Origin of the sequence: Phyllobacterium myrsinacearum (assembly GCF_002980555.1) — a bacterium.
GTDB lineage: Bacteria > Pseudomonadota > Alphaproteobacteria > Rhizobiales > Rhizobiaceae > Phyllobacterium > Phyllobacterium myrsinacearum.
This window is the reverse complement of record NZ_PVBT01000001.1, coordinates 471,701-490,080: the sequence shown is the minus strand read 5'-3', so window position 1 is coordinate 490,080 and position 18,380 is coordinate 471,701. Positions and strand designations below refer to the sequence as shown.

17 protein-coding genes and 1 other RNA gene are annotated in these 18,380 nt (G+C 60.8%); 8 read left to right on the top strand and 10 right to left on the bottom strand.

The genetic code is table 11. From position 1 onward, the window contains the following. The first annotated feature begins 160 nt into the window (after positions 1-160). The gene (locus tag C5750_RS02295; RefSeq protein ID WP_105732238.1) at positions 161-2,038 is read left to right on the top strand and encodes an ATP-binding protein; all 1,878 of its coding nucleotides are present in this window, start codon (positions 161-163) and stop codon (positions 2,036-2,038) included. Here C5750_RS02295 and miaA read toward each other — a convergent pair. Continuing rightward, on the bottom strand, positions 2,035-2,931 hold the full coding sequence (gene miaA, locus C5750_RS02290) for a tRNA (adenosine(37)-N6)-dimethylallyltransferase MiaA (RefSeq protein WP_105732237.1): 897 nt from the start codon (positions 2,929-2,931) through the stop codon (positions 2,035-2,037). The two genes, C5750_RS02295 and miaA, sit on opposite strands and share 4 nt — an antisense overlap. A 20-nt stretch (positions 2,932-2,951) precedes the next feature. Here miaA and serB point away from each other — a divergent pair, with 20 nt between their 5' ends. Then, complete coding sequence (gene serB / locus C5750_RS02285; protein ID WP_105732236.1) at positions 2,952-3,839, top strand: phosphoserine phosphatase SerB; 888 nt, start codon at positions 2,952-2,954, stop codon at positions 3,837-3,839. 58 nt (positions 3,840-3,897) lie between these two features. Here serB and C5750_RS02280 read toward each other — a convergent pair whose 3' ends face one another. The 7 genes from C5750_RS02280 to C5750_RS02250 all read right to left on the bottom strand — a co-directional run bounded on the left by C5750_RS02280 (position 3,898) and on the right by C5750_RS02250 (position 9,805). Further along, positions 3,898-5,445 (bottom strand): DegQ family serine endoprotease, encoded by a 1,548-nt coding sequence (locus C5750_RS02280; protein WP_105732235.1) that lies wholly within the window; start codon positions 5,443-5,445, stop codon positions 3,898-3,900. A gap of 133 nt (positions 5,446-5,578) precedes the next feature. Beyond that, positions 5,579-5,764 (bottom strand): DUF2065 domain-containing protein, encoded by a 186-nt coding sequence (locus C5750_RS02275; RefSeq protein ID WP_105732234.1) that lies wholly within the window; start codon positions 5,762-5,764, stop codon positions 5,579-5,581. Between the two features lie 12 nt (positions 5,765-5,776). Then, entirely contained in the window at positions 5,777-6,703 is a 927-nt protein-coding gene (gene hflC, locus C5750_RS02270; protein ID WP_105732233.1) for a protease modulator HflC, read from the bottom strand. Further along, positions 6,703-7,809, bottom strand: coding sequence for an FtsH protease activity modulator HflK (gene hflK, locus C5750_RS02265; RefSeq protein WP_105732232.1), 1,107 nt, complete (start codon positions 7,807-7,809; stop codon positions 6,703-6,705). The genes hflC and hflK overlap by 1 nt, the downstream gene beginning before the upstream one ends. A 194-nt stretch (positions 7,810-8,003) precedes the next feature. Beyond that, complete coding sequence (locus tag C5750_RS02260; RefSeq protein ID WP_165403423.1) at positions 8,004-8,513, bottom strand: dihydrofolate reductase; 510 nt, start codon at positions 8,511-8,513, stop codon at positions 8,004-8,006. Positions 8,514-8,583: 70 nt separating this feature from the next. After that, positions 8,584-9,378: a thymidylate synthase gene (locus C5750_RS02255; RefSeq protein WP_105732230.1), complete on the bottom strand. Its 795-nt coding sequence runs from the start codon at positions 9,376-9,378 to the stop codon at positions 8,584-8,586. Positions 9,379-9,493: 115 nt separating this feature from the next. After that, entirely contained in the window at positions 9,494-9,805 is a 312-nt protein-coding gene (locus tag C5750_RS02250) for a DUF2853 family protein (RefSeq protein WP_105732229.1), read from the bottom strand. A 145-nt stretch (positions 9,806-9,950) separates the two neighbouring features. Between C5750_RS02250 and ssrA the strand changes: the two genes are divergently transcribed. Next, positions 9,951-10,308: a transfer-messenger RNA gene (gene ssrA, locus C5750_RS02245) on the top strand. Positions 10,309-10,422: 114 nt separating this feature from the next. Next, positions 10,423-10,971 (top strand): AAA family ATPase, encoded by a 549-nt coding sequence (locus tag C5750_RS02240; RefSeq protein ID WP_105732228.1) that lies wholly within the window; start codon positions 10,423-10,425, stop codon positions 10,969-10,971. Positions 10,972-11,030: 59 nt separating this feature from the next. Here C5750_RS02240 and C5750_RS02235 read toward each other — a convergent pair whose 3' ends face one another. Continuing rightward, the gene (locus tag C5750_RS02235; protein ID WP_105733070.1) at positions 11,031-12,239 is read right to left on the bottom strand and encodes a multidrug effflux MFS transporter; all 1,209 of its coding nucleotides are present in this window, start codon (positions 12,237-12,239) and stop codon (positions 11,031-11,033) included. Between the two features lie 212 nt (positions 12,240-12,451). On the opposite strand from C5750_RS02235, the gene C5750_RS02230 reads away from it, so the two are divergent. From C5750_RS02230 to C5750_RS02215, 4 genes are all read left to right on the top strand, one after another. Further along, positions 12,452-13,174, top strand: a complete 723-nt coding sequence (locus C5750_RS02230) for a TetR/AcrR family transcriptional regulator (protein ID WP_105732227.1) — start codon at positions 12,452-12,454, stop codon at positions 13,172-13,174. 115 nt (positions 13,175-13,289) lie between these two features. Then, positions 13,290-13,874 carry an SspB family protein gene (locus C5750_RS02225; RefSeq protein ID WP_105732226.1) on the top strand — a complete coding sequence of 195 codons (585 nt, stop codon included), beginning with the start codon at positions 13,290-13,292 and terminating at the stop codon, positions 13,872-13,874. 9 nt (positions 13,875-13,883) lie between these two features. Next, positions 13,884-14,087, top strand: coding sequence for a DUF4169 family protein (locus C5750_RS02220; RefSeq protein ID WP_105732225.1), 204 nt, complete (start codon positions 13,884-13,886; stop codon positions 14,085-14,087). Then, entirely contained in the window at positions 14,084-14,314 is a 231-nt protein-coding gene (locus tag C5750_RS02215; protein ID WP_105732224.1) for a ribbon-helix-helix domain-containing protein, read from the top strand. Before C5750_RS02220 ends, C5750_RS02215 begins: the two co-directional genes overlap by 4 nt. A gap of 216 nt (positions 14,315-14,530) precedes the next feature. Here the strand turns inward: C5750_RS02215 and C5750_RS02210 are convergent, their stop codons facing one another. Further along, positions 14,531-18,370 (bottom strand): AsmA family protein, encoded by a 3,840-nt coding sequence (locus C5750_RS02210; RefSeq protein WP_105732223.1) that lies wholly within the window; start codon positions 18,368-18,370, stop codon positions 14,531-14,533. Between the last annotated feature and the right edge of the window lie 10 nt (positions 18,371-18,380).

Sequence of the window (18,380 nt, the reverse complement as noted above, 5' to 3'; positions counted from 1 at the left end):
CTATCCGTCAACGGCAAAATTCAGGAAATTGAAATGTTCGCAAACAAAGCAATGCTTTGGCGCAACATCCTTCAAATGCGAAATGCATCGCTAAGATATTCTCAATGCCTTGCGCTTAAGGTTCAATCCCGTTGCCAAGTCCCAGGATTGACCACGACCCATGAGCGCCGAAGCCCTGTCCTCCGCACAAGAAAGACCAATGGTCCGCAACCGGACGGATGGGCACGTCATCGAATGCAACGGCGACAAGGCCATCATCCATGCCAAGACCGGACCGTCGATCACCGCTTCGGACGATTACTGGTCCGTCGGCCAGCTCATCTCCATCCAGGTTGCCGGCAACCGGGTGGTCGGCCTCGTCTACAAGGTTGACCTGCCCCATGCCGAATGGCAGCAGGACGCCGATCAAAGCATCCATATCCATGTCGAACTCGTCGGCCAGGTCGACACGCAGCTCGACGGCAAATTGCGCTTTTCCTCCGGCATTACGACCTATCCGCATATGGGCGCCATCGCCCATCGCATCCGCGCCGCCGATCTCGCCACCATCTACACCACCTCGCTGAAGAACACGGTTTCCATCGGCCATCTCTCGCAGAACGCCGATATTCCGGCGCTGATCTCGGTCGACAGCCTGATCTCCCGGCATTTCGCCGTTCTGGGCAGCACCGGTGTCGGCAAATCCAGCGCCGTGACCCTGCTTTTGCGCAAAATCATTGCGCAGCGCCCCGATCTGCGCATCCTCATTCTTGACCCGCACAACGAATTTGCCAGCGCCTTTCCCGACCTCGCCATCTCCATCGACTACAGCAGCTTCGACCTGCCCTACTGGATGTTCAAGCTGGAGGAATTCGGCGAAGCCGTCTTCCGCGGACGCCCGCAAATCGCGGCTGAAATCGACATTCTGCGCGATCTTATTCCGCTGGCGAAAGAGCGCTTTGCCAATGTCGAAGCCGCCGCCACCTCTTCGCTGCTGAAGCGTGAGCGCGATGCCGCCTCCATGACCGCCGATACGCCGACGCCCTACCGGATGACGGATCTGATCAAGCTGCTGGAAGAGCGCATCGGCCAGCTCGACGGCAAGACGGACCGGCCGACCATGAAGGCGCTGCGCTACCGCCTGCAGGCCCTTGTCGCCGATCCGCGCTACCGCTTCATGTTCTCGGCCCCGGCAACCCTCGACACGATGCGCCAGACCGTTGGCCACATTTTCCGCGTTCCGAAAAACGACCGGCCCATCTGCGTCTTTCAACTGGCGGGATTGCCGTCGGAAGTGGTGAACTCCGTCGCCTCGGTTCTTTGCCGCATGGCCTTTGACCTCGCCGTTTCCAGCGACGGCAATGTGCAGACGCTCGTCGTCTGCGAGGAAGCGCACCGCTACATCCCCGCCGATACCAGCGCCGGTTTCTGGCCGACACGCCAGGCTATTGCGCGCATCGCCAAGGAAGGCCGCAAATACGGCGTCTATCTCTCCGTCATCACCCAGCGTCCGGGCGAGCTGGACCCGACGATCCTCTCCCAGTGCAGCACGGTCTTTGCCATGCGGCTCGGCAATGAACGCGACCAGGAAATCATCCGCGGCGCTATCAGCGGCGCATCGCAAAGTGCCGTCGGCTTCCTCTCGTCAATCGCCAACCGCGAGGCGATCGCCTTCGGCGAAGCCGTGCCAACGCCAATGCGCATGATGTTCGAGACCATTGCGCCGGAACATCTGCCCGCCGCCCACATGACGCAGCAGCAGGAAGCCATGCGCAGCGGTGACAGCCATGTTTCGCTCGACATGATCCTCGGCCGGATGCGCCAGCTCAATGCGGCCGACAACACCGCAACGGACCATGCTTCGGCCGGTTTTCACACCCCGGAAAAACCGGCAATGGTTCAACGTCCTGCCACACCTCTGCCGCCGCCGGTGCGGAGCCAATGGCGTGCAGCGGAGTCCGTCCCGATCATCGAGGAGCCGCGCAAACCGGCGCGATCCGAGACCGAAGGGTTTCGCGCCAGCGACCTCATCCGCAGCTTCCGTACCGACAAGACTTAAGCGCCGGGATAGGCGATCCGCTCCCAGTCATCGCCGAGCTGGTTGCGGAACCAGGTCATCTGCCGCTTGGCATATTGCCGCGTCGCAATGGCCGACAGCTCCGCTGCCTGAGCGGGGGTGATCGTGCCTGCCAGCATCCGGGCGATTTCGCCAACCCCGATGGCACGCATGGCGGGCAGATCGGATGGCAGTCCGAGCGCCAGCAGGGCCTTGACCTCCCCGGCCGCTCCCTTTTCCAGCATGGTTGCAAACCGCAGCGCAATCCGTTCGCCGAGCCAGGCCCGGTCCGGATCGATGACGATCTTGCGGGCCGAGGCCGCATCGATCAGCGGGGTACCGGCCTGCTTCTGCCAATCGATGATCGAGCGCCCCGATGCATCGATCACTTCCAGCGCCCGCACGATGCGCTGGCTGTCGGTCGGGCGCAGCACCGCTGCCGCCTGCGGGTCTTTTTCGCTCAAAATGGCGTGCAATTGCTGCGCCCCGGCCTGCGCATCCTGCGCGCGCCAATAGGCCCGCACATCATCGGGAATATCAGGCATGGCCGAAAGGCCGCCGAGCAGTGCGCGGAAATACAGCCCGGTGCCGCCGACGAAGATCAGCGGACGGTCACCCGCAGCCCCGGTTTTCAGAAAATGCTCGACATCGGCAAACCAGCGGCCGGTCGAATAGGCCTCGGACGGCGGCACGTGACCATAAAGGAAATGCGGGGCCTGCCGAAGGTCATCCGGGCCGGGCCGCGCGGTCAGCACATCGAGCACGCCGTAGACCTGCATCGAATCGGTATTGACGATCCAGCCGCCGGTCTCTTCGGCAAAGCGCAGCGCCAATGCCGACTTGCCGCTTGCCGTCGGTCCGGCTATCAGGATTGTCTGTCTTCTTGTCACACCAATCGTCCAATCGGGAAATGCTCATGCCCTTGATGGCCACGCTTATCGCCAATCCGGCTTCACCCCGTCTCAGCGCATCGCTCGGGATTAAAGCCTCAGCGGCAGTCAATGCAACAGGACTTTACTGGCTGGCCGACGGAATTGCCTGCGATCTCGCGCTGCGGACCGGCTCGGACCCCGTCGAGGCCCATGCGGAACTGGCGCGGATCGTCGATGGCGAGCCCATCGACATCGTCGTGCAGGAACAGGATACGCGGCGCAAGAAAATCCTGATCGCCGACATGGATTCCACCATGATCCAGCAGGAATGCATTGACGAACTGGCCGAAGAGGCTGGCCTGCGCGACAAGGTGGCGGCCATCACCGCCCGCGCCATGAATGGCGAGATTGCCTTCGAGCCCGCCTTGCGCGAACGGGTTGCACTGCTCAAGGGCCTGCCCTATTCCGTCATCGACAAGGTCATTGCCAGCCGCATCACGCTGATGCCCGGCGGACCGGAGCTTGTCCGCACCATGCGAAAACACGGGGCCTATACCGCACTCGTTTCGGGCGGGTTTACCGTTTTCACCCAGCGCATCGCCGCCATGATCGGCTTTCACGAGAATAGCGCCAATACACTCCTCGACGATGGCGAGGTACTGACCGGCGAAGTCACCGAGCCCATTCTCGGCCGCGAGGCCAAGGTCGCAGCCCTCAACTCCATCTGCGAGCGCTTCAATCTTTCCCCGGCAGAGGCCCTTGCCGTCGGTGACGGCGCCAATGATCTCGGCATGCTGCAGCTTGCTGGAACAGGCGTGGCGCTGCACGCCAAGCCGTCCGTCGCTGCACAGGCGAAGGTCCGGGTGGATCATGGCGATCTGACCGCGCTGCTTTACATCCAGGGCTATCGCAAAACCGACTTCGTCATCTGACAGGGGCGGAAACGAAAAAGGCGGCCGATGGCCGCCTTTTTGCTGTTTGGTGTGGAAATCAGTTCATCTGCAGCGTCACGAAACGCAGCTCGCCCGTTTTGGATGCCACCATCAAAAGGGCATTCTTGCGGCCTTCGTCGCGCAGCTTTTCAATGCGGGCCGCCACGTCTTCAGGCGTCTTGACGGCTTCCTGAGCGATATCGACGATCACGTCGCCCGCTTCGATGCGCTTGTTCGCGGCAACCGACTGGGCCTGCACTTCGGTGATCAGCACGCCTTCGACTTCCTTGGCGATGCCGAATTCCTTCCTGGTGTCATCATCGAGCACGCCAAGCGTCATGCCGAGAACATCCACGTCCTGGGCACTGTCTTCGTCCTGATCGGTCTGCGACTGGGATTTCTCCTTGGTCTTGGCGTCTGCCGTATCTTCCAGTCGGCCGAGTGTGATCTTGACCGTCTGTTCCTTGCCCTTGCGGACCACGACGACGTCGACTTCCTTGCCGACAGGGCTTTCCGCCACAGCGCGCGGCAGGTCCTTCACATTGTTCACCGGCTTGCCGTCGAACTTGGTGATGACATCGCCGGCAAGGATCGCCCCATTGGCCACGGGACCGCCGTCAATGATGCCGGCGACCAGCGCGCCCTTGCTCGACGTCATCCCCAGACTTTCGGCGATATCGTCGGTAACCGGCTGGATGCGCACGCCAAGCCAGCCGCGCTGCACTTCGCCGTGGTCGCGCAGTTGCTGGATGACGCCCGCCGCCAGTTCCGCCGGAATGGCGAAGCCGATGCCGATCGATCCGCCGGTCGGCGAAATGATCGCCGTGTTGATGCCGATGACCTGCCCGTACATGTCGAACAGCGGGCCGCCGGAATTACCCCGGTTGATCGCTGCATCCGTCTGGATGAAATTGTCATAGGGGCCGGAATTGATGTCGCGGTTGCGGGCCGAAACGATGCCGACTGTCACCGTGCCGCCCAGACCGAAGGGATTGCCGATGGCCATGACCCAGTCGCCGATACGGGCTTTCGAGGAATCGCCGAATTTGACAGCGACCAGCTTGTGCTTCTTCGGATCGACCTTGAGCACCGCCAGATCGGTCTTGGTGTCCTTGCCGACCAGCTCCGCCTTCAGCTTCGACCCGTCGGTGAAATTCACCTCGATATCGTCGGCATCGGCGATCACGTGATTGTTGGTCACGACAATGCCCTGCTCCGCATCGATGACGAAGCCCGAGCCGAGCGATTGGACCTTGCGGGACGGATTGTTCTTGCCCGGTTCCTGCTTGCCGAAATATTCGTCAAAAAACTCCTGGAACGGCGATCCCTCGGGGACTTTCGGCATGGGAACAGGACCGGAATCCCCGTCCTGTCCCTTGACTGTCTGCGAGGTCGAAATATTGACCACTGCGTCCAGCAGGCCCTCGGCGAGATCAGCGACGGAGGCCGGGCCCTGCGCGCGCGGCTGTGCCGATTGGGCTGGCTGTGCCGATTGCGCCACTGCGACGGTTACAAAGGCCGGTGTCACGCTCGTGGCGGACAAGGCAATCAGCGCGATTGCCGCGGTAGCAGAACGGAAAATCGGGCGACGAGGGGTGAAAACCATGCGTTCGGGCCTTTGTCAGTGTACTCGGATTAAAAAATAAATGGCATTGAATTACAACAGAGCCGCGAGAGTAGACGAAAATATGGCCATCGGCTGCACGTCTGATCAAGTTTGGTAATGGCGGGGCCCGCCATTACCCCCGGGCGAGCCAGACGACACCCACGCCGATTGCAACCGATGCGACACCGGCCATGCGCAGGAAGCCATCCGGCTGTCCGCTGACATCCCGCGCGACGCGTTTGGCGATCAGCGGGAAACAGCCGTAGAGCAGCCCCTCGAAGACGAGGAACAGCCCTACGGCATCCAGAAAGTCGATCATCCCGGCCTGCCCCTATTGCGGGGCAGGTTTTGCGGCGGCCGGCGCCGCCGGAGCGGCACCGCCATTGGCATCCTGGAAATACCGGAAGAACTCGGAATTGGGCGAAAGCACCATCGTTGTTCCGGCATTGTCGAGGGCCGTGCCATAGGCGGCCATGGACCGGTAGAATGCGAAGAAATCCGGATCCTTGGAGAACGCATCGGCAAAAATCCGGCTGCGCTCGCCTTCGCCCTCACCGCGGGCGATTTCCGATTCCTTGCGGGCTTCCGCAATGATCTCGACCACCTGGCGATCGGCGATCGCCTTGATGCGCTGGGCAGCTTCACGGCCGCGGGCGCGCAGGAATTCAGCCTGGGCAAGACGCTCGGCCTTCATGCGCTCAAAAGTCTGCTGCGACACTTCCTGGGTTAGGTCGGTCCGGCGAACGCGCACGTCCGCAATTTCGAGACCCAGCGATTCCGCGTCCGGGCGCAGCTGTTCGCGCACTTCACGCATCATGCCGGCGCGCTCGTCGGATAGGGCGGCTTCAAATCCACGCAGACCGTAAACGCTACGCAAGGATGCATCGAGACGCGTGCGCAAACGGGCCTGTGCAAATTCCACGTCGCCCGACACCGTCTGGCGGAACTTGCGCGGATCGGTGATCCGGTAGACCAGGAAGGCATCCACTTCGTAGAATTTACCGCCCGAAACCTGAACACGGATATTGTCGAGTTCAAAGCTCAGCAGGCGATCTTCGATCATCTGGACGTTGTCGGCTTCAAGAAAGCCGAACGGCAGCTTGAAATAAATGCCGGGCTGGGTCTTCACATCGACGATCTGGCCAAAGCGCAGGACAATGGCCTGCTGGCGTTCGTTGACGACGAAAACCGAGGAATAAACCAAAAGGGCGACGAATGCGATGAGACCCGCAATCAGAGGGAGACGGTTCTGGCTCATTACTTTGTCCCCTCAGTCGGGCGCTGCTGTTTTGTGATCTCAGACAGGGGCAGATAGGGCACGACCCCCTGACCGTTCTTCTGGTCGACAATCACCTTGTTCGAGTCCTTCAGCACACGTTCCATCGTTTCGAGGAAAAGACGCTTACGGGTCACTTCCGGCGCCTTCACATACTGGTCATAGACCGATGTGAAACGCTGGGCCTCACCCTGTGCTTCCTGCACGATGCGGTTCTTGTAGGCGGCCGCATCTTCGCGAATCTGCGCGCCTTCACCGCGGGCCTGACCGAGTTTCTGGTTGGAATACTGGTTCGACTCTTCGACGAAGCGGTCTTCGTCCTGCTCCGCACGCTGCACTTCATCGAAAGCATCGGCCACTTCGCGCGGCGGCGACGCATCCTCGATGGAGACGGCATTGACCTGAACGCCGGCGCCGTAGTCATCCAGTGTCTTCTGGATGATGCCGCGCACGTCATTGGCGATACCAGCACGATTGTCGCGGAAAATATCCTGTGCCGGGCTGCGGCCAACGATTTCACGCATGGCGCTCTCGGAAACCTGCTGGACCATGTTTTCCGGGCTCTGCACGTGGAAGAGATAAGCAACCGGGTCAGAAACGCGGTAAAGAATGGAGAACTGAACGTTGACGATGTTCTGATCGCCGGTCAGCATCAGGCCTTCCTTGGCGCCCGATACGCCCTGCCCGCCGATGTTCTTCTGCTTCTCGACGATCTGGACCTTTTCATAGGTCTCGATGGGCCAGAGATGGAAATGCAGGCCCGGTTCGGAAATATCCGCCTTCGGCTTGCCGAAGCGCAGCTCGACAGCGCGTTCGTCCGGCTGGACCGTATAGATCGACTGGAACAGCCAGAAGGCAACCAGCGCAAGCGCCGCCAATCCGAAGATGGTCGAGCTGCTGCCGGTGCCGCCGGGCAAAGCCTGGCGCAGACGGTCCTGGCCGCGGCGGATGATGTCTTCAAGGTCGGGCGGATTGCCGCCGGGCCCTCCGCCTTGCGGCTTCTGGCCCCATGGACCACCGCCGCCGCCATTGTTGTTACCGCCGCCACCCCAAGGGCCGCCGCCACCGTTCTGATTACTCCAGGGCATTCCTACCTCATGTTTTGGAACGAGATTCGCCACCCCATGGCAACGTCCCGCTGACCCGATATCCCGTTTATAGGGATCGCAAGGCGCGCTTTCAACGCGCAGCGCGGTTTTTCATGCGAATTTGGTAAAAAGTCGAACGATTATGCCCGCTTATCACGAAATTTTCATATCGATTGCCGGATAACCGGCAATTTCTAGCGCCGCTCGTAAATCGTGTATCGGGTCGGATAATTGTCTTTTTCACCCGCCGGGAATTCCTCCTGGAACACTTCGTTCCAGTTCTTCGGATCGATGGGCGGAAAAGACGCGTCGCCCTCGATATTGGCCAGAACCCAGGTGACATGGAGCCGGTCCGCCCGGTCCAGAAGCTGGCGGTAAATCTCGCCGCCGCCAATAATGCAGATTTCATCCACCTTGTCCGCCGCCGCATGGCTGCCGGCAATCATCAGCGCCTCATCCACCGACCGCACGGCAATGACGCCGTCCACGGCAAAGGCGGGATCGCGGGTGATGACAATATTGGTGCGTCCCGGCAGCGGCTTGCCGAGCGTATCCCAGGTCTTGCGCCCCATGATGATGGGCTTGCCCATGGTGACGGCCTTGAACCGCTTGAGGTCGGAAGACAGGCGCCACGGCAGGCCGTTGTCACGGCCGATAACCCCGTTCTGTGCGACGGCAACAACAAAACTGATCATTGGACCCATTCCTTCCGGGAAAGCAGACAGCGTAAACCACAAGTCACGAGCAATCAGACCAGACCAACGGCTCCCGATCCTAGACGGCGATCGGCGCCTTGATGCTCGCGCCGGCCACGTAGTTCTCAAGATTGAAATCATCGAATGTGAAAGCAAAGAGGTCTTTCACGTCGGGATTAAGGCGCATGACCGGCAAAGGACCCGGTGTGCGGCTCAATTGCAGCCGCGCCTGCTCGAAATGGTTGGCATAGAGATGCGCATCGCCCAGCGTATGGACGAAATCACCCGGCTGCAGCCCGGTGACCTGCGCCACCATGAGGGTCAGCAGCGCATAGGACGCGATATTGAAAGGTACGCCGAGAAAAATATCGGCGGAGCGCTGGTAGAGCTGGCAGGAAAGTTTTCCGTCGGCCACATAGAACTGGAACAGGCAGTGACAGGGCGGCAGCGCCATTTCATCGACGAGCGCCGGATTCCATGCGGAAACGATCAAGCGCCGCGAGTAAGGATTTTGCTTTATCGCACTGACAAGATTCGCGATCTGGTCGATATGCCGGCCATCGGGCGCGGGCCAGGAGCGCCACTGATAGCCATAGACCGGCCCGAGATCGCCGTTTTCGTCGGCCCATTCATCCCAGATCGTCACGCCGTTTTCCTTCAGATAGGCGATGTTGGTTTCGCCCTTCAGGAACCACAGCAGCTCGTGGATGATGGATTTGAGATGCAGTTTCTTGGTCGTCAGGACAGGAAAACCCGCCGACAGATCGAATCGCATCTGATAGCCGAAAACGGAACGTGTGCCTGTCCCGGTACGGTCGCCGCGGTCGACGCCGGTATCAAGCACATGCTGAAGAAGATCAAGATAAGCGCGCATGGCTTCTCTTTAGCAGATTCGTTTCACGAAGCAGTAAAACTTCTGTGTGATCCACAAGCACAGATGGCAAAATCCCCGGCGAATCACCGGGGATTGTGCTCAACGCATAAAACGCTCAGAGGCTGCCGAGCAGTCCGAGTTCTTTTGCCGTCAGATAATAGAAGGTAACCCGGCCCTTGGAACGGTGATCTTTCATCTTTTCGCAGACGGCGTGAATGGCTGCATCCGCCTTGGCGGCATCGGTGACGCCGAGCTTCTTGCCAACCCAACTGGTACGAACGCGGGCCAATTCTTCCGGATCCGAGCAGGAAACCAGCGAAGAATCCCTGTTGCGCAGGGCAATTCCGAGATGTTTGACGATTTTGGCGACAATCGCCTCGTCCGCACCCGCATCGTAATGACGTACATCTGCTAGATAGTCACTCATGGAAAAATCCCCTGATTGTAAGGCTCGATGCTCAGGCACCGAGACCCTCCCTGACACAAAAGACATCGCACAACCGGCAGCTGCATAAGGCGATGACTCATTAGACACAGGAAACATTCCTCAGCTGCAGGAACCTGTCAATGCCGCTCTTTCATTTCGTCGCGACACCACTTATATAGGTCTTGCTGGTTTCGGCCAGCTATGGTGATAAACGGACGATACAATAAGCCTATTGGACCCGGGGGCGGTACCCGGCGCCTCCACCAGAGTGCAGTTGCAGGACTGCATTGTGGCGGGGGCGAAATAGGATCGACAAGGGTGTAAAAATCGCTCTTTTGCCCGGCATAGTACCACCGTTATCGGGCTAACTCAGTAGTTGCAAACGACAACTATGCGGAAGCACGTCTCGCTGCTTAATTGCGGTGTGATCGCTTCAAATTAAGTCCTAGGGGTTCGCACTTCTAGGCGGGGTTCGGAGGTACCTGGCAACAGAAACCTCCACTTTTCCCCCTTTTGAAAATCCACCACGCTGCAAGCCATCTTCAGGCTTTGCGCACGCTTTCCTCAACCGCTGCGCCGCGCGGCAGCGCCGCACCGCGTCATCAGGAGTTCCCTTCATGCATGAAAACAATAACCGCTACGTGATTCTGACCGGCGGACCGGGTGCCGGCAAAACCACGCTCATCGCAGCACTCAAGCAGCGCGGTTATGCCACCGCGCCGGAGGCCGGCCGCGCGATCATCCAGAATTATCAGGCGATTGAGGGACCCGCCCTGCCCTGGCGCGACCGGGGGTTGTTTGCCGAGTTGATGCTGTCGTGGGAATTGCGCTCCTACGGCGCCGCTGCGGAGCAGGAAGGCACGGTCTTCTTCGACCGAGGCGTACCCGATGTCCTCGGCTATCTCGATCTTGTCGGGCTTCCCGTCCCCGAACACGCGAAGCGGGCGGCAGAACTGTACCGCTATCATCGCACCGTGTTCATCCTGCCGCCCTGGCCGGAGATTTTTGCACAGGATGCGCAGCGCAAACAGACACTGGAAGAAGCCGGACAAACCTGTGACGCCCTTGCCAAAGCCTATGCGCAGGCAGGCTATGCGCTCACCGAAGTTCCAAGGGGCACGGTGGCGCAACGCACCGATTTCATTCTCGCGAATCTCGGCGCCTGAAATGCAGAAGGCCCGGAACTGCGGTTCCGGGCCTTCGCCTGATGGATTGAGCGGGCCGCTTACTCCGCGGCGGCTTCCGCTTCGGCAACGCGGCGGCGCGCGATGGTCACCTGCGTGAGAATGAATGCCGCCACGGCGCACAGACCGATACCCGCCGCCATCGGCAAGGCCGTACCGTCAAAGAACAGACCGGCGATTACCATCGCAACGGCTGCCGTCACGAAGTGCAACGTTCCCATCAGGGCGGACGCCGTACCGGCAATCTCGCCATGGTCTTCAAGGGCAAGCACCGCGGTCGTCGGAATAACCAGACCGAGGAAGCCGTAGCCGATGAACAGGAATGTCGCCAAGACCGGCAGCTGGTTAAAGCCCAGCGCCATGACGACAACCATGGCCGCCATGGTGAACGAGAAGGCCGTCAGTGCCATGCGCATCACCCGCACCAGGCCGAAACGGTCGCCGAGCCAGCCAGTCAGCTGCGATACCGTGAAAAACGACACCGCATTGATCGAGAAAGCGATGCTGTACTGTGTCGGCGTCAGGCCGTAGTGGTCGATCAGCACGAAGGGCGAGTTGGCGAGGTAAACGAGGAAGCTCGAAATGCCCAGCCCGCCGATGAAAGTCAGCGTCAGAAAATTGCGATCGCTCAGCAGCAGGCGGTAGGCCGCCATGGCACTGCCAAGGCTGCTTTCCACGCGCGCGGCTTTGGGCCGGGTTTCCTTCAGCTGCGTCGACAGCAGGATCAGGCCGATGAAGGCGGCAATCGTCACCGCCCAGAACACGCCGCGCCAGCCGTAGAAGCTGATGACGGCACTGCCGGTGAGCGGCGCCAGGATCGGCGAAATGCTGAAGACCAGCATCAGCAGCGACATCAGCCGCGCAGCCTGGACACCCGTGTGCATGTCGCGAACGATGGCACGCGGAATGACCATGCCTGCGGCACCGCCGATGCCCTGCAGGAAGCGGAAGGCGATCAGCGTTTCGATGTCATTGGACAGCGCGCAGCCGACGCTGGCCAGGGCAAACAGGCCGATGCCCATATAAAGCGGTGCCTTGCGGCCCCACATGTCGGAAAGCGGTCCGTAGATCAGCTGGAAGATCGCGAACGAAATGAAGAAGGCCAGAAGGCTCATCTGCACGACATTGTTTTCAGCGCTGAGATCCTTGCCGATGGATGGCAGCGCCGGGAGATACATGTCGATCGCAAATGGTCCGATGGCCGACAGGAGACCAAGAATGAGGGCCGTACGAAAGAAAGAGGTCGTCATGGTGTTCATCTTTCAGAAAACGGCAGCGCGAAGCTCATCGGCTTCTGCGCCGCATTGCTCTCAGGAGAGGTTCAGAATTTTTCACCTGCGATGGAGCGGCGCGGCTTGGGAGGACGCTCTCTCCATCACAAAACAGTGTGTCAATGTTTTTAGACACAACTGTCAAATTAGACACTATTGTCTAAAACGTCAATGCGCATTATCTTTGGTTCATGACAAATCCAAAAGAAGCAGCGCCCAAGGCGACCGGTCATACCCAGCGCGGTCAATGTTCAAAACGGCTATCGATATTGGATGCAGCGGCCGAGGTATTTTGCCGGGAAGGCTTTGCCGGAGCGAGTATTGACGAAATCGCTGTGGAAGCAGGCGTTTCGCGCCAGACTATATACAACCACTACCGGGAAAAGGAAACACTCTTCACCGCCGTGGTCGAAGATGTGATGAACCGCACCAATGCCAGCCTCTTCTCGATATTGGCGACATTTCCCGGCACGCCCGGCAATCTGGAAGACGATCTGACCGCTTTTGCGGTGCGGCTCACCAAGAACTGCCTGTGCAATCAGGACGGAAAAATCCTGCGCAAACTGGTTCAGTCCGAGGGCGAGCGCTATCCGCAGCTGTTCGAGGGCTGGCGCAAACACGGCCCCGGCAGGATCGGAACCGCCCTCGCTGCGCTCTTTGCCCGCCTCTCCCATGGCGGCGCCCTGCAGATGGACGATTTCGACCTGGCGGCGCGGCAGTTCCTGGCCCTGGTCAATGCCGATCTGCAGATGCTGATGCTCTTCGGCGAATCGCCGACCGCGGAACAGCTCGACAATGCCGCACGCAACGCCGTGCATACCTTCCTGAGGGCCTATTCCGCTCCCGCAGCCAATCCGGCAACCCGCCTGCCAATGCGTGCGGACAGCGATCCCCGGCGGACAGGGCAAGCTTAATTTAAGCATGGAGCTTACAACCAGTCGCAATTCCTTTATCCATGCGCCATAATGGCTCAAACGCGTTTGTCATCTCTGCTTGACAGAGAGGGGCGAATCCATGGGATAAGAGTGCATGCCACAAGATATGATCCGTTACGATATACTGGCCCAGGAAGCGCTGCGCGGCGTTATCCGCAAAGTCCTTGGCGAAGTTGCCAAGGCTGGTCTTCCTGGCAACCATCATTTTTTCGTCACGTTCCTGACCGGTGCGGCAGGCGTGCGCATTTCGACGCGCCTGCACGAAAAATATCCCGAGCAGATGACCATCGTCCTGCAGCACCAGTTCTGGGACCTGCAGGTCACGGACACCCTGTTTGAGGTCGGCCTGTCCTTCGGCGATGTGCCCGAACGCCTCGTGGTGCCATTCTCCGCCATTCGCGGCTTCTACGATCCCTCCGTCAACTTCGAACTGGAGTTCGACGTTGAGGTGGAAGAAACCGTCGGCGACAATGATCAGGGCGTAACCAGCATTGCGCCGGTACAGCCCGCCGAAAAGCCGAAGACCGTAACGTCCGGCACCAAGCCGAAACCCGCGGCCAAACCCGCCAAGAAGCCTGCCAAGGCGGGCGGCGACAAAGCCGATGCTCCGCGCGACGAAGCCGGCGAGAAGGCATCGGCGTCGGTAGTATCCCTGGATTCATTCCGGAAGAAGAAGTAACGCGTGCCCATGGCCGACATCGTCAACCTGCGGCAATTCAAAAAGCGCAAGGCGAAGGACGCGAAGGAACAGAGTGCGGCCGAGAACCGGATTGTGTTTGGCCGCACCAAAACCGAGAAGCAGTTTGACCGCAATGTGAGCCGCAGGACGGAGCTGTTTCTCGACGGCAACCGGCTTGAGACCGATGTGCCGCCCGGCAAGGACAAGCCTTGAGTCTTGTCCGCAAACGCTCCGTGACGATCCGCGGGCATCGCACCAGTTTTTCCCTCGAAGACCCCTTTTATGCGATCATCACGTCCATCGCGGACGACCGTAAGATCACGCTGGCCCGCCTGATTGCCGAGATCGACGAGGGCCGCGACCGCAATTCCAACCTGTCCTCGGCCCTGCGCATCTACGTGCTCGACTGGGTAATGAACGGGATGAAGACGGCTCCCTAAGATTCTGATTTGATTCGCGGTGCCGTACTCACCCCCCTCTGGGCTGCCGCCCATCTCCCCCACAAGGGGGGGAGATCAGCTTTCACAGCTATTTCAGCTAATCTTCAACATTGAAAATTGCGTAAAACCATTGATGCCGATGTGATCTCCCCCCTTGTGGGGGAGATGTCCAGCAGGACAGAGGGGGGTGAAAACGCATCCACAATCCGCCAGCCTCTACTCGACCGTTGGCCCCAGCGTCTTCAGGAAATCGTCCACGGACTGCTTGTTGAGGGCACCGCTTCCCTGCTGCTGCGGCGGCGGCATCTGCGCCCCGCCGCTGGGAGGGGGCGTCTGCTCGCGCGCCTTCCGGGCCGCCTCTTCCGCGGCGTGCTTTTCGGCGGCCGCCTTTTCCGCCGCGGCTTTCTCGGCCGCAGCCCGTTCCGCCGCCTGCCGCTCGGCTTCGGCCTTGTCAGCCGCTTCCTGTTCCGCCTTCACCCGTGCTTCTTCCGCAAGCCTTTGCCGCTCCGTGGCCTTGCTCTGGTACAAGAGGGCCTCGCGGCGCAGCCGCTGCTTTTCAACCAGCGATGCCTGCATGGTTTCGACGCGCTGCTGCTCGCGCTCCAGCGTGCGCTGCGTCAGGAACTGTTCCAGCGGCTGACGGTTCAGCGTCCATTTCGGCGCACGCCACGGCCCCTCGCCCTTGAACTCGACGACCGGCTCGGCACCGGCAACCACCAGCTTGCCCGGATCGAACGAGAAACGGCCCTGAGAAGCCATGGTCATGTCGGGAAGGTTGAGCCGCAGATCGGCATTCAGGGTTGCGCCGGGGCTTTTCAGCTGGAACGTCGATGTCCGCGCCGTGCCGCCGGCAATGGTAAAGGCAAACTCCGCCGCGCCCGCATTGAACGGTCCCGCATGCAGATATTTGCCGATCACGCCGTTCACCGCATCGGCGGTGATCGGGCCCGACAGCCCATCGGCATCGCCCAGAATGGGCTTGAGCGCGCCGGGATTGATAGTGTCAATGGCCAGATCATCCACGGAAACAACGCCCGAACCGGCGACCGACGCCATCATGTCGGCGATGGAGGTGCCGGTTGCATTGACCGAGGCGACGATCTTGGCTGTCCCCATCAGCGGCTCATGGTCGTCAGGCGTGTAGAGATCATCGAGAGAGGCCTGCTCCAGCGTGAACTGGCCGGCCGCAAGACCGGTGCCGCTGGTGTTGCGCAGCTCGAATGTTCCCTTGACGTTGCCGCCGAGAACCTCTCCCTGCGTATCGTCGAGGCGCAGATAGCCGTCTTTCAGCGATACCGTGGATTGAAGCTTGCCAACCCGCCCGAGAACACCGGCATCGGCCTCATCGGCCTTGATCTTGAGATTGAAATCGGCCGGGAACAGCGGCGCCTTGGCAAAGGTTTCCTTCGGCCAGTGCGTTTGCCCGCCCGCATCGAGGGCGCCGGTGCCGAGCATGAACTGTACCACCGCGGGAAGATCGGCCCTGCCAAGCGTCAGATTGCCCTGCGCATCGGGAATGCCGTTGTTCACGCCGAGATCGAGACGGCCGGCAATCTTTGTATCATGCACCTTGCCGTTCAGATCCGGCAGCACCAGCCGGCCCTTGGCAAGCTGGAAGCTGCTGGCCATGTCGACGGGCATGCCACTGCCAAATCCCGGCAGTGAATAGCCGACCGTGGCAAGATACGGTTCCAGATCGCTGGCCTTGATCGACGCCCGCCCTTCGCCGTTCAACAGGCCGTTGGTGCTGCGCAAACTGCCATCGACGAGCGCCTGGCCATCCGGCGCTTTGAGCGCAAGCTGTGTCTGGATGCCGTCCTTGCCATTGCCTTTCAGGGCCAGGTCCGCCTCCAGCTCACCGGCAAGGCCGAGCGGCAGCGCCGGAAGCCCCATCAGGGCCATCACATTCTCGCCGTGATCCGTGCGCGCATTCATCGTCAGTTCGAGCACGCGCGACTTGCCGGTGCCCTGGCTGGTGGTGCCGGAAAGCGTGATATCCATGCCGCCGGTTTTCCCCGCCGCACTCAGCGAAAACTCATCGGCGGCATCCTTGCCATGCAGCGCATTGGCGATGATGCTCAGCTCCGTTGCCTCAAACAGTCCAGGAAATCTGGCCGCATGCTCATTGAGGGCCGTCAGGAAGGGGAAGTCGGGAAACTGCGCCGCCAGTGCCGCAACGAAAGGCGCCATGTCATCCGAGAGAACCGTTGCATCGAGCGAACCGGAAGGCTCGGCCTTGAACGGCGCGATCTTGCCGGTTGCAGTAATCGTCGCCCCGGACACATTGCCCACGGTCAGGCGGTCGATGTCGAAGACGCCGTCGCGCAGGCGAAAGCCCGTATCGAGCGTTTCGGCCACCAGCCCGCCATGACTGACCGGCCCGGCCTTCACGCGCACATCGAGATCTTCACCCGCCAGTTGCGGCGCGCCCTTGCCCGCCTCTGACGGCGTGTTGCGGCCGAAGATGGCGGCGAAAGCTTCCAGCGCATCGCCATCCAGCGCACCGCCGTCCAGTGTCAGCTGGGTTAGCGGCACCGATTCGCCCTTGGCGCTGCGGATCAGCGATCCCTTCAGCGAGGCGCCGCCAAGCGCCACTTCCAGATTGTCGATGCGCTGCAGGTCGTCGTGCAGTTTCACATCGCCGGAAAAACCCGCCCCCGCCAGCCGCCGGATCGATTCATCCACCGTATCGGTCAGCCAGGCAGCCAGGCCCGAGGGCTGGCGCGATGCGACGAGCAGTTTTCCGTCAAAGCCGAAATCCTTGCCGATCTGCAGCATGCCGCTGGCCTCGAACTGGGTTCGTCCGGGCAGTTCCGCGCGCAGCTGGTTGATCTTCCAGGCGCCGCCGGAGGGCTCCGCATCGATCCGCACCGAACGGATGGTGGTGTCGCCCGCCACGATGGCCGGAAGTTTCAGATCGATGCTGCCCGGAACCGTCGGAATGGGCAGCTGGTCCATCAGGCGGCGGAACACGCCCAGCCGCTGCGCCGCCGTGTGCGGCGTCGGCTTGCTGCCCTTGCTGTCCTCGTTCTGGTTGTCGAACGTGACCTGCTGGCCATCCGCCTTGATTTCAAACCGGGGGTTGTTGCCATAGTCGAAAAGCGCGTTGCCATTGACGATGTAGGGGTCGTCAACCGTCCCCTGCTCCATGCGGAACTCCGGAATTGTCACGCTGGCATGATCGGCTTCGAAGCGCCCGCTCACACGCACACTGGAGAGAAGCGGCTTGTCTTCGGCTGGCGTCCCCTTGCCAGCTGCCACTGCCTTGGGCGCTGTCTCGTCAGCCGAACGGATATTGATGCTGCCGGCATATTTCAGCGCGCCCTTGTCAAGCGTCACCCCGCCATCGGTTTCAAGCACCGCCGGAATGCCATCCGGTGTCAGACGGGCATGCACGTTGAGCGAGCCATCCGGCTTCAACTGCCCGGTGGAAGCGGAGACGCTGGTCCGCTCCCCGTTGAACAGCAGCGTGCCGTCGAATTTCCATGGCCCGCTGAGCTTGGTCGCCGACACCGTCGCATTGAGGTCGTTCACGGTGCGCACCGTCGCGGTTGAGGCATCGCGCACCACCACGGACCCATTGGTGATCTGCACGTTTTCCAGCTTGACCTGCGTGGAGCCGAACGATGTCTGCGGCCGGATAGCCCAGTCGATCACACCGTTGCGGTCGATGTTGACTGACGCGGTCGGTTTCTCCAGCCGCATGTCGAAAATGAGAATCTCGCCGCGCAGGAACGGCGCAAGTTCCGCATCCATCGAAAACTTGTCGATCGTCATGACCGGCGCCGATCCGGGATCGCCAACCTTGACGTCGGAGAAGGTCACCGACGGAAACGGCAGGAGCCGCGCACTGGCCGTTCCGGCAACCGTGACACGCCGCCCGAGAAGCGCCGATGCCTCCCGTTCAAACGAAGAGCGGTAACCGGCCCAGTCGACAAAATACGGCACCACCAGTGCCGCCGTCAGCACCAGTACCAGTAATCCGCCGATCAGAACAAAAAGGCGCGCCAGTGTTTCAGCTCCATTCCTACGCGTTGAGCACCATATACACCGCACCGTTCACAAA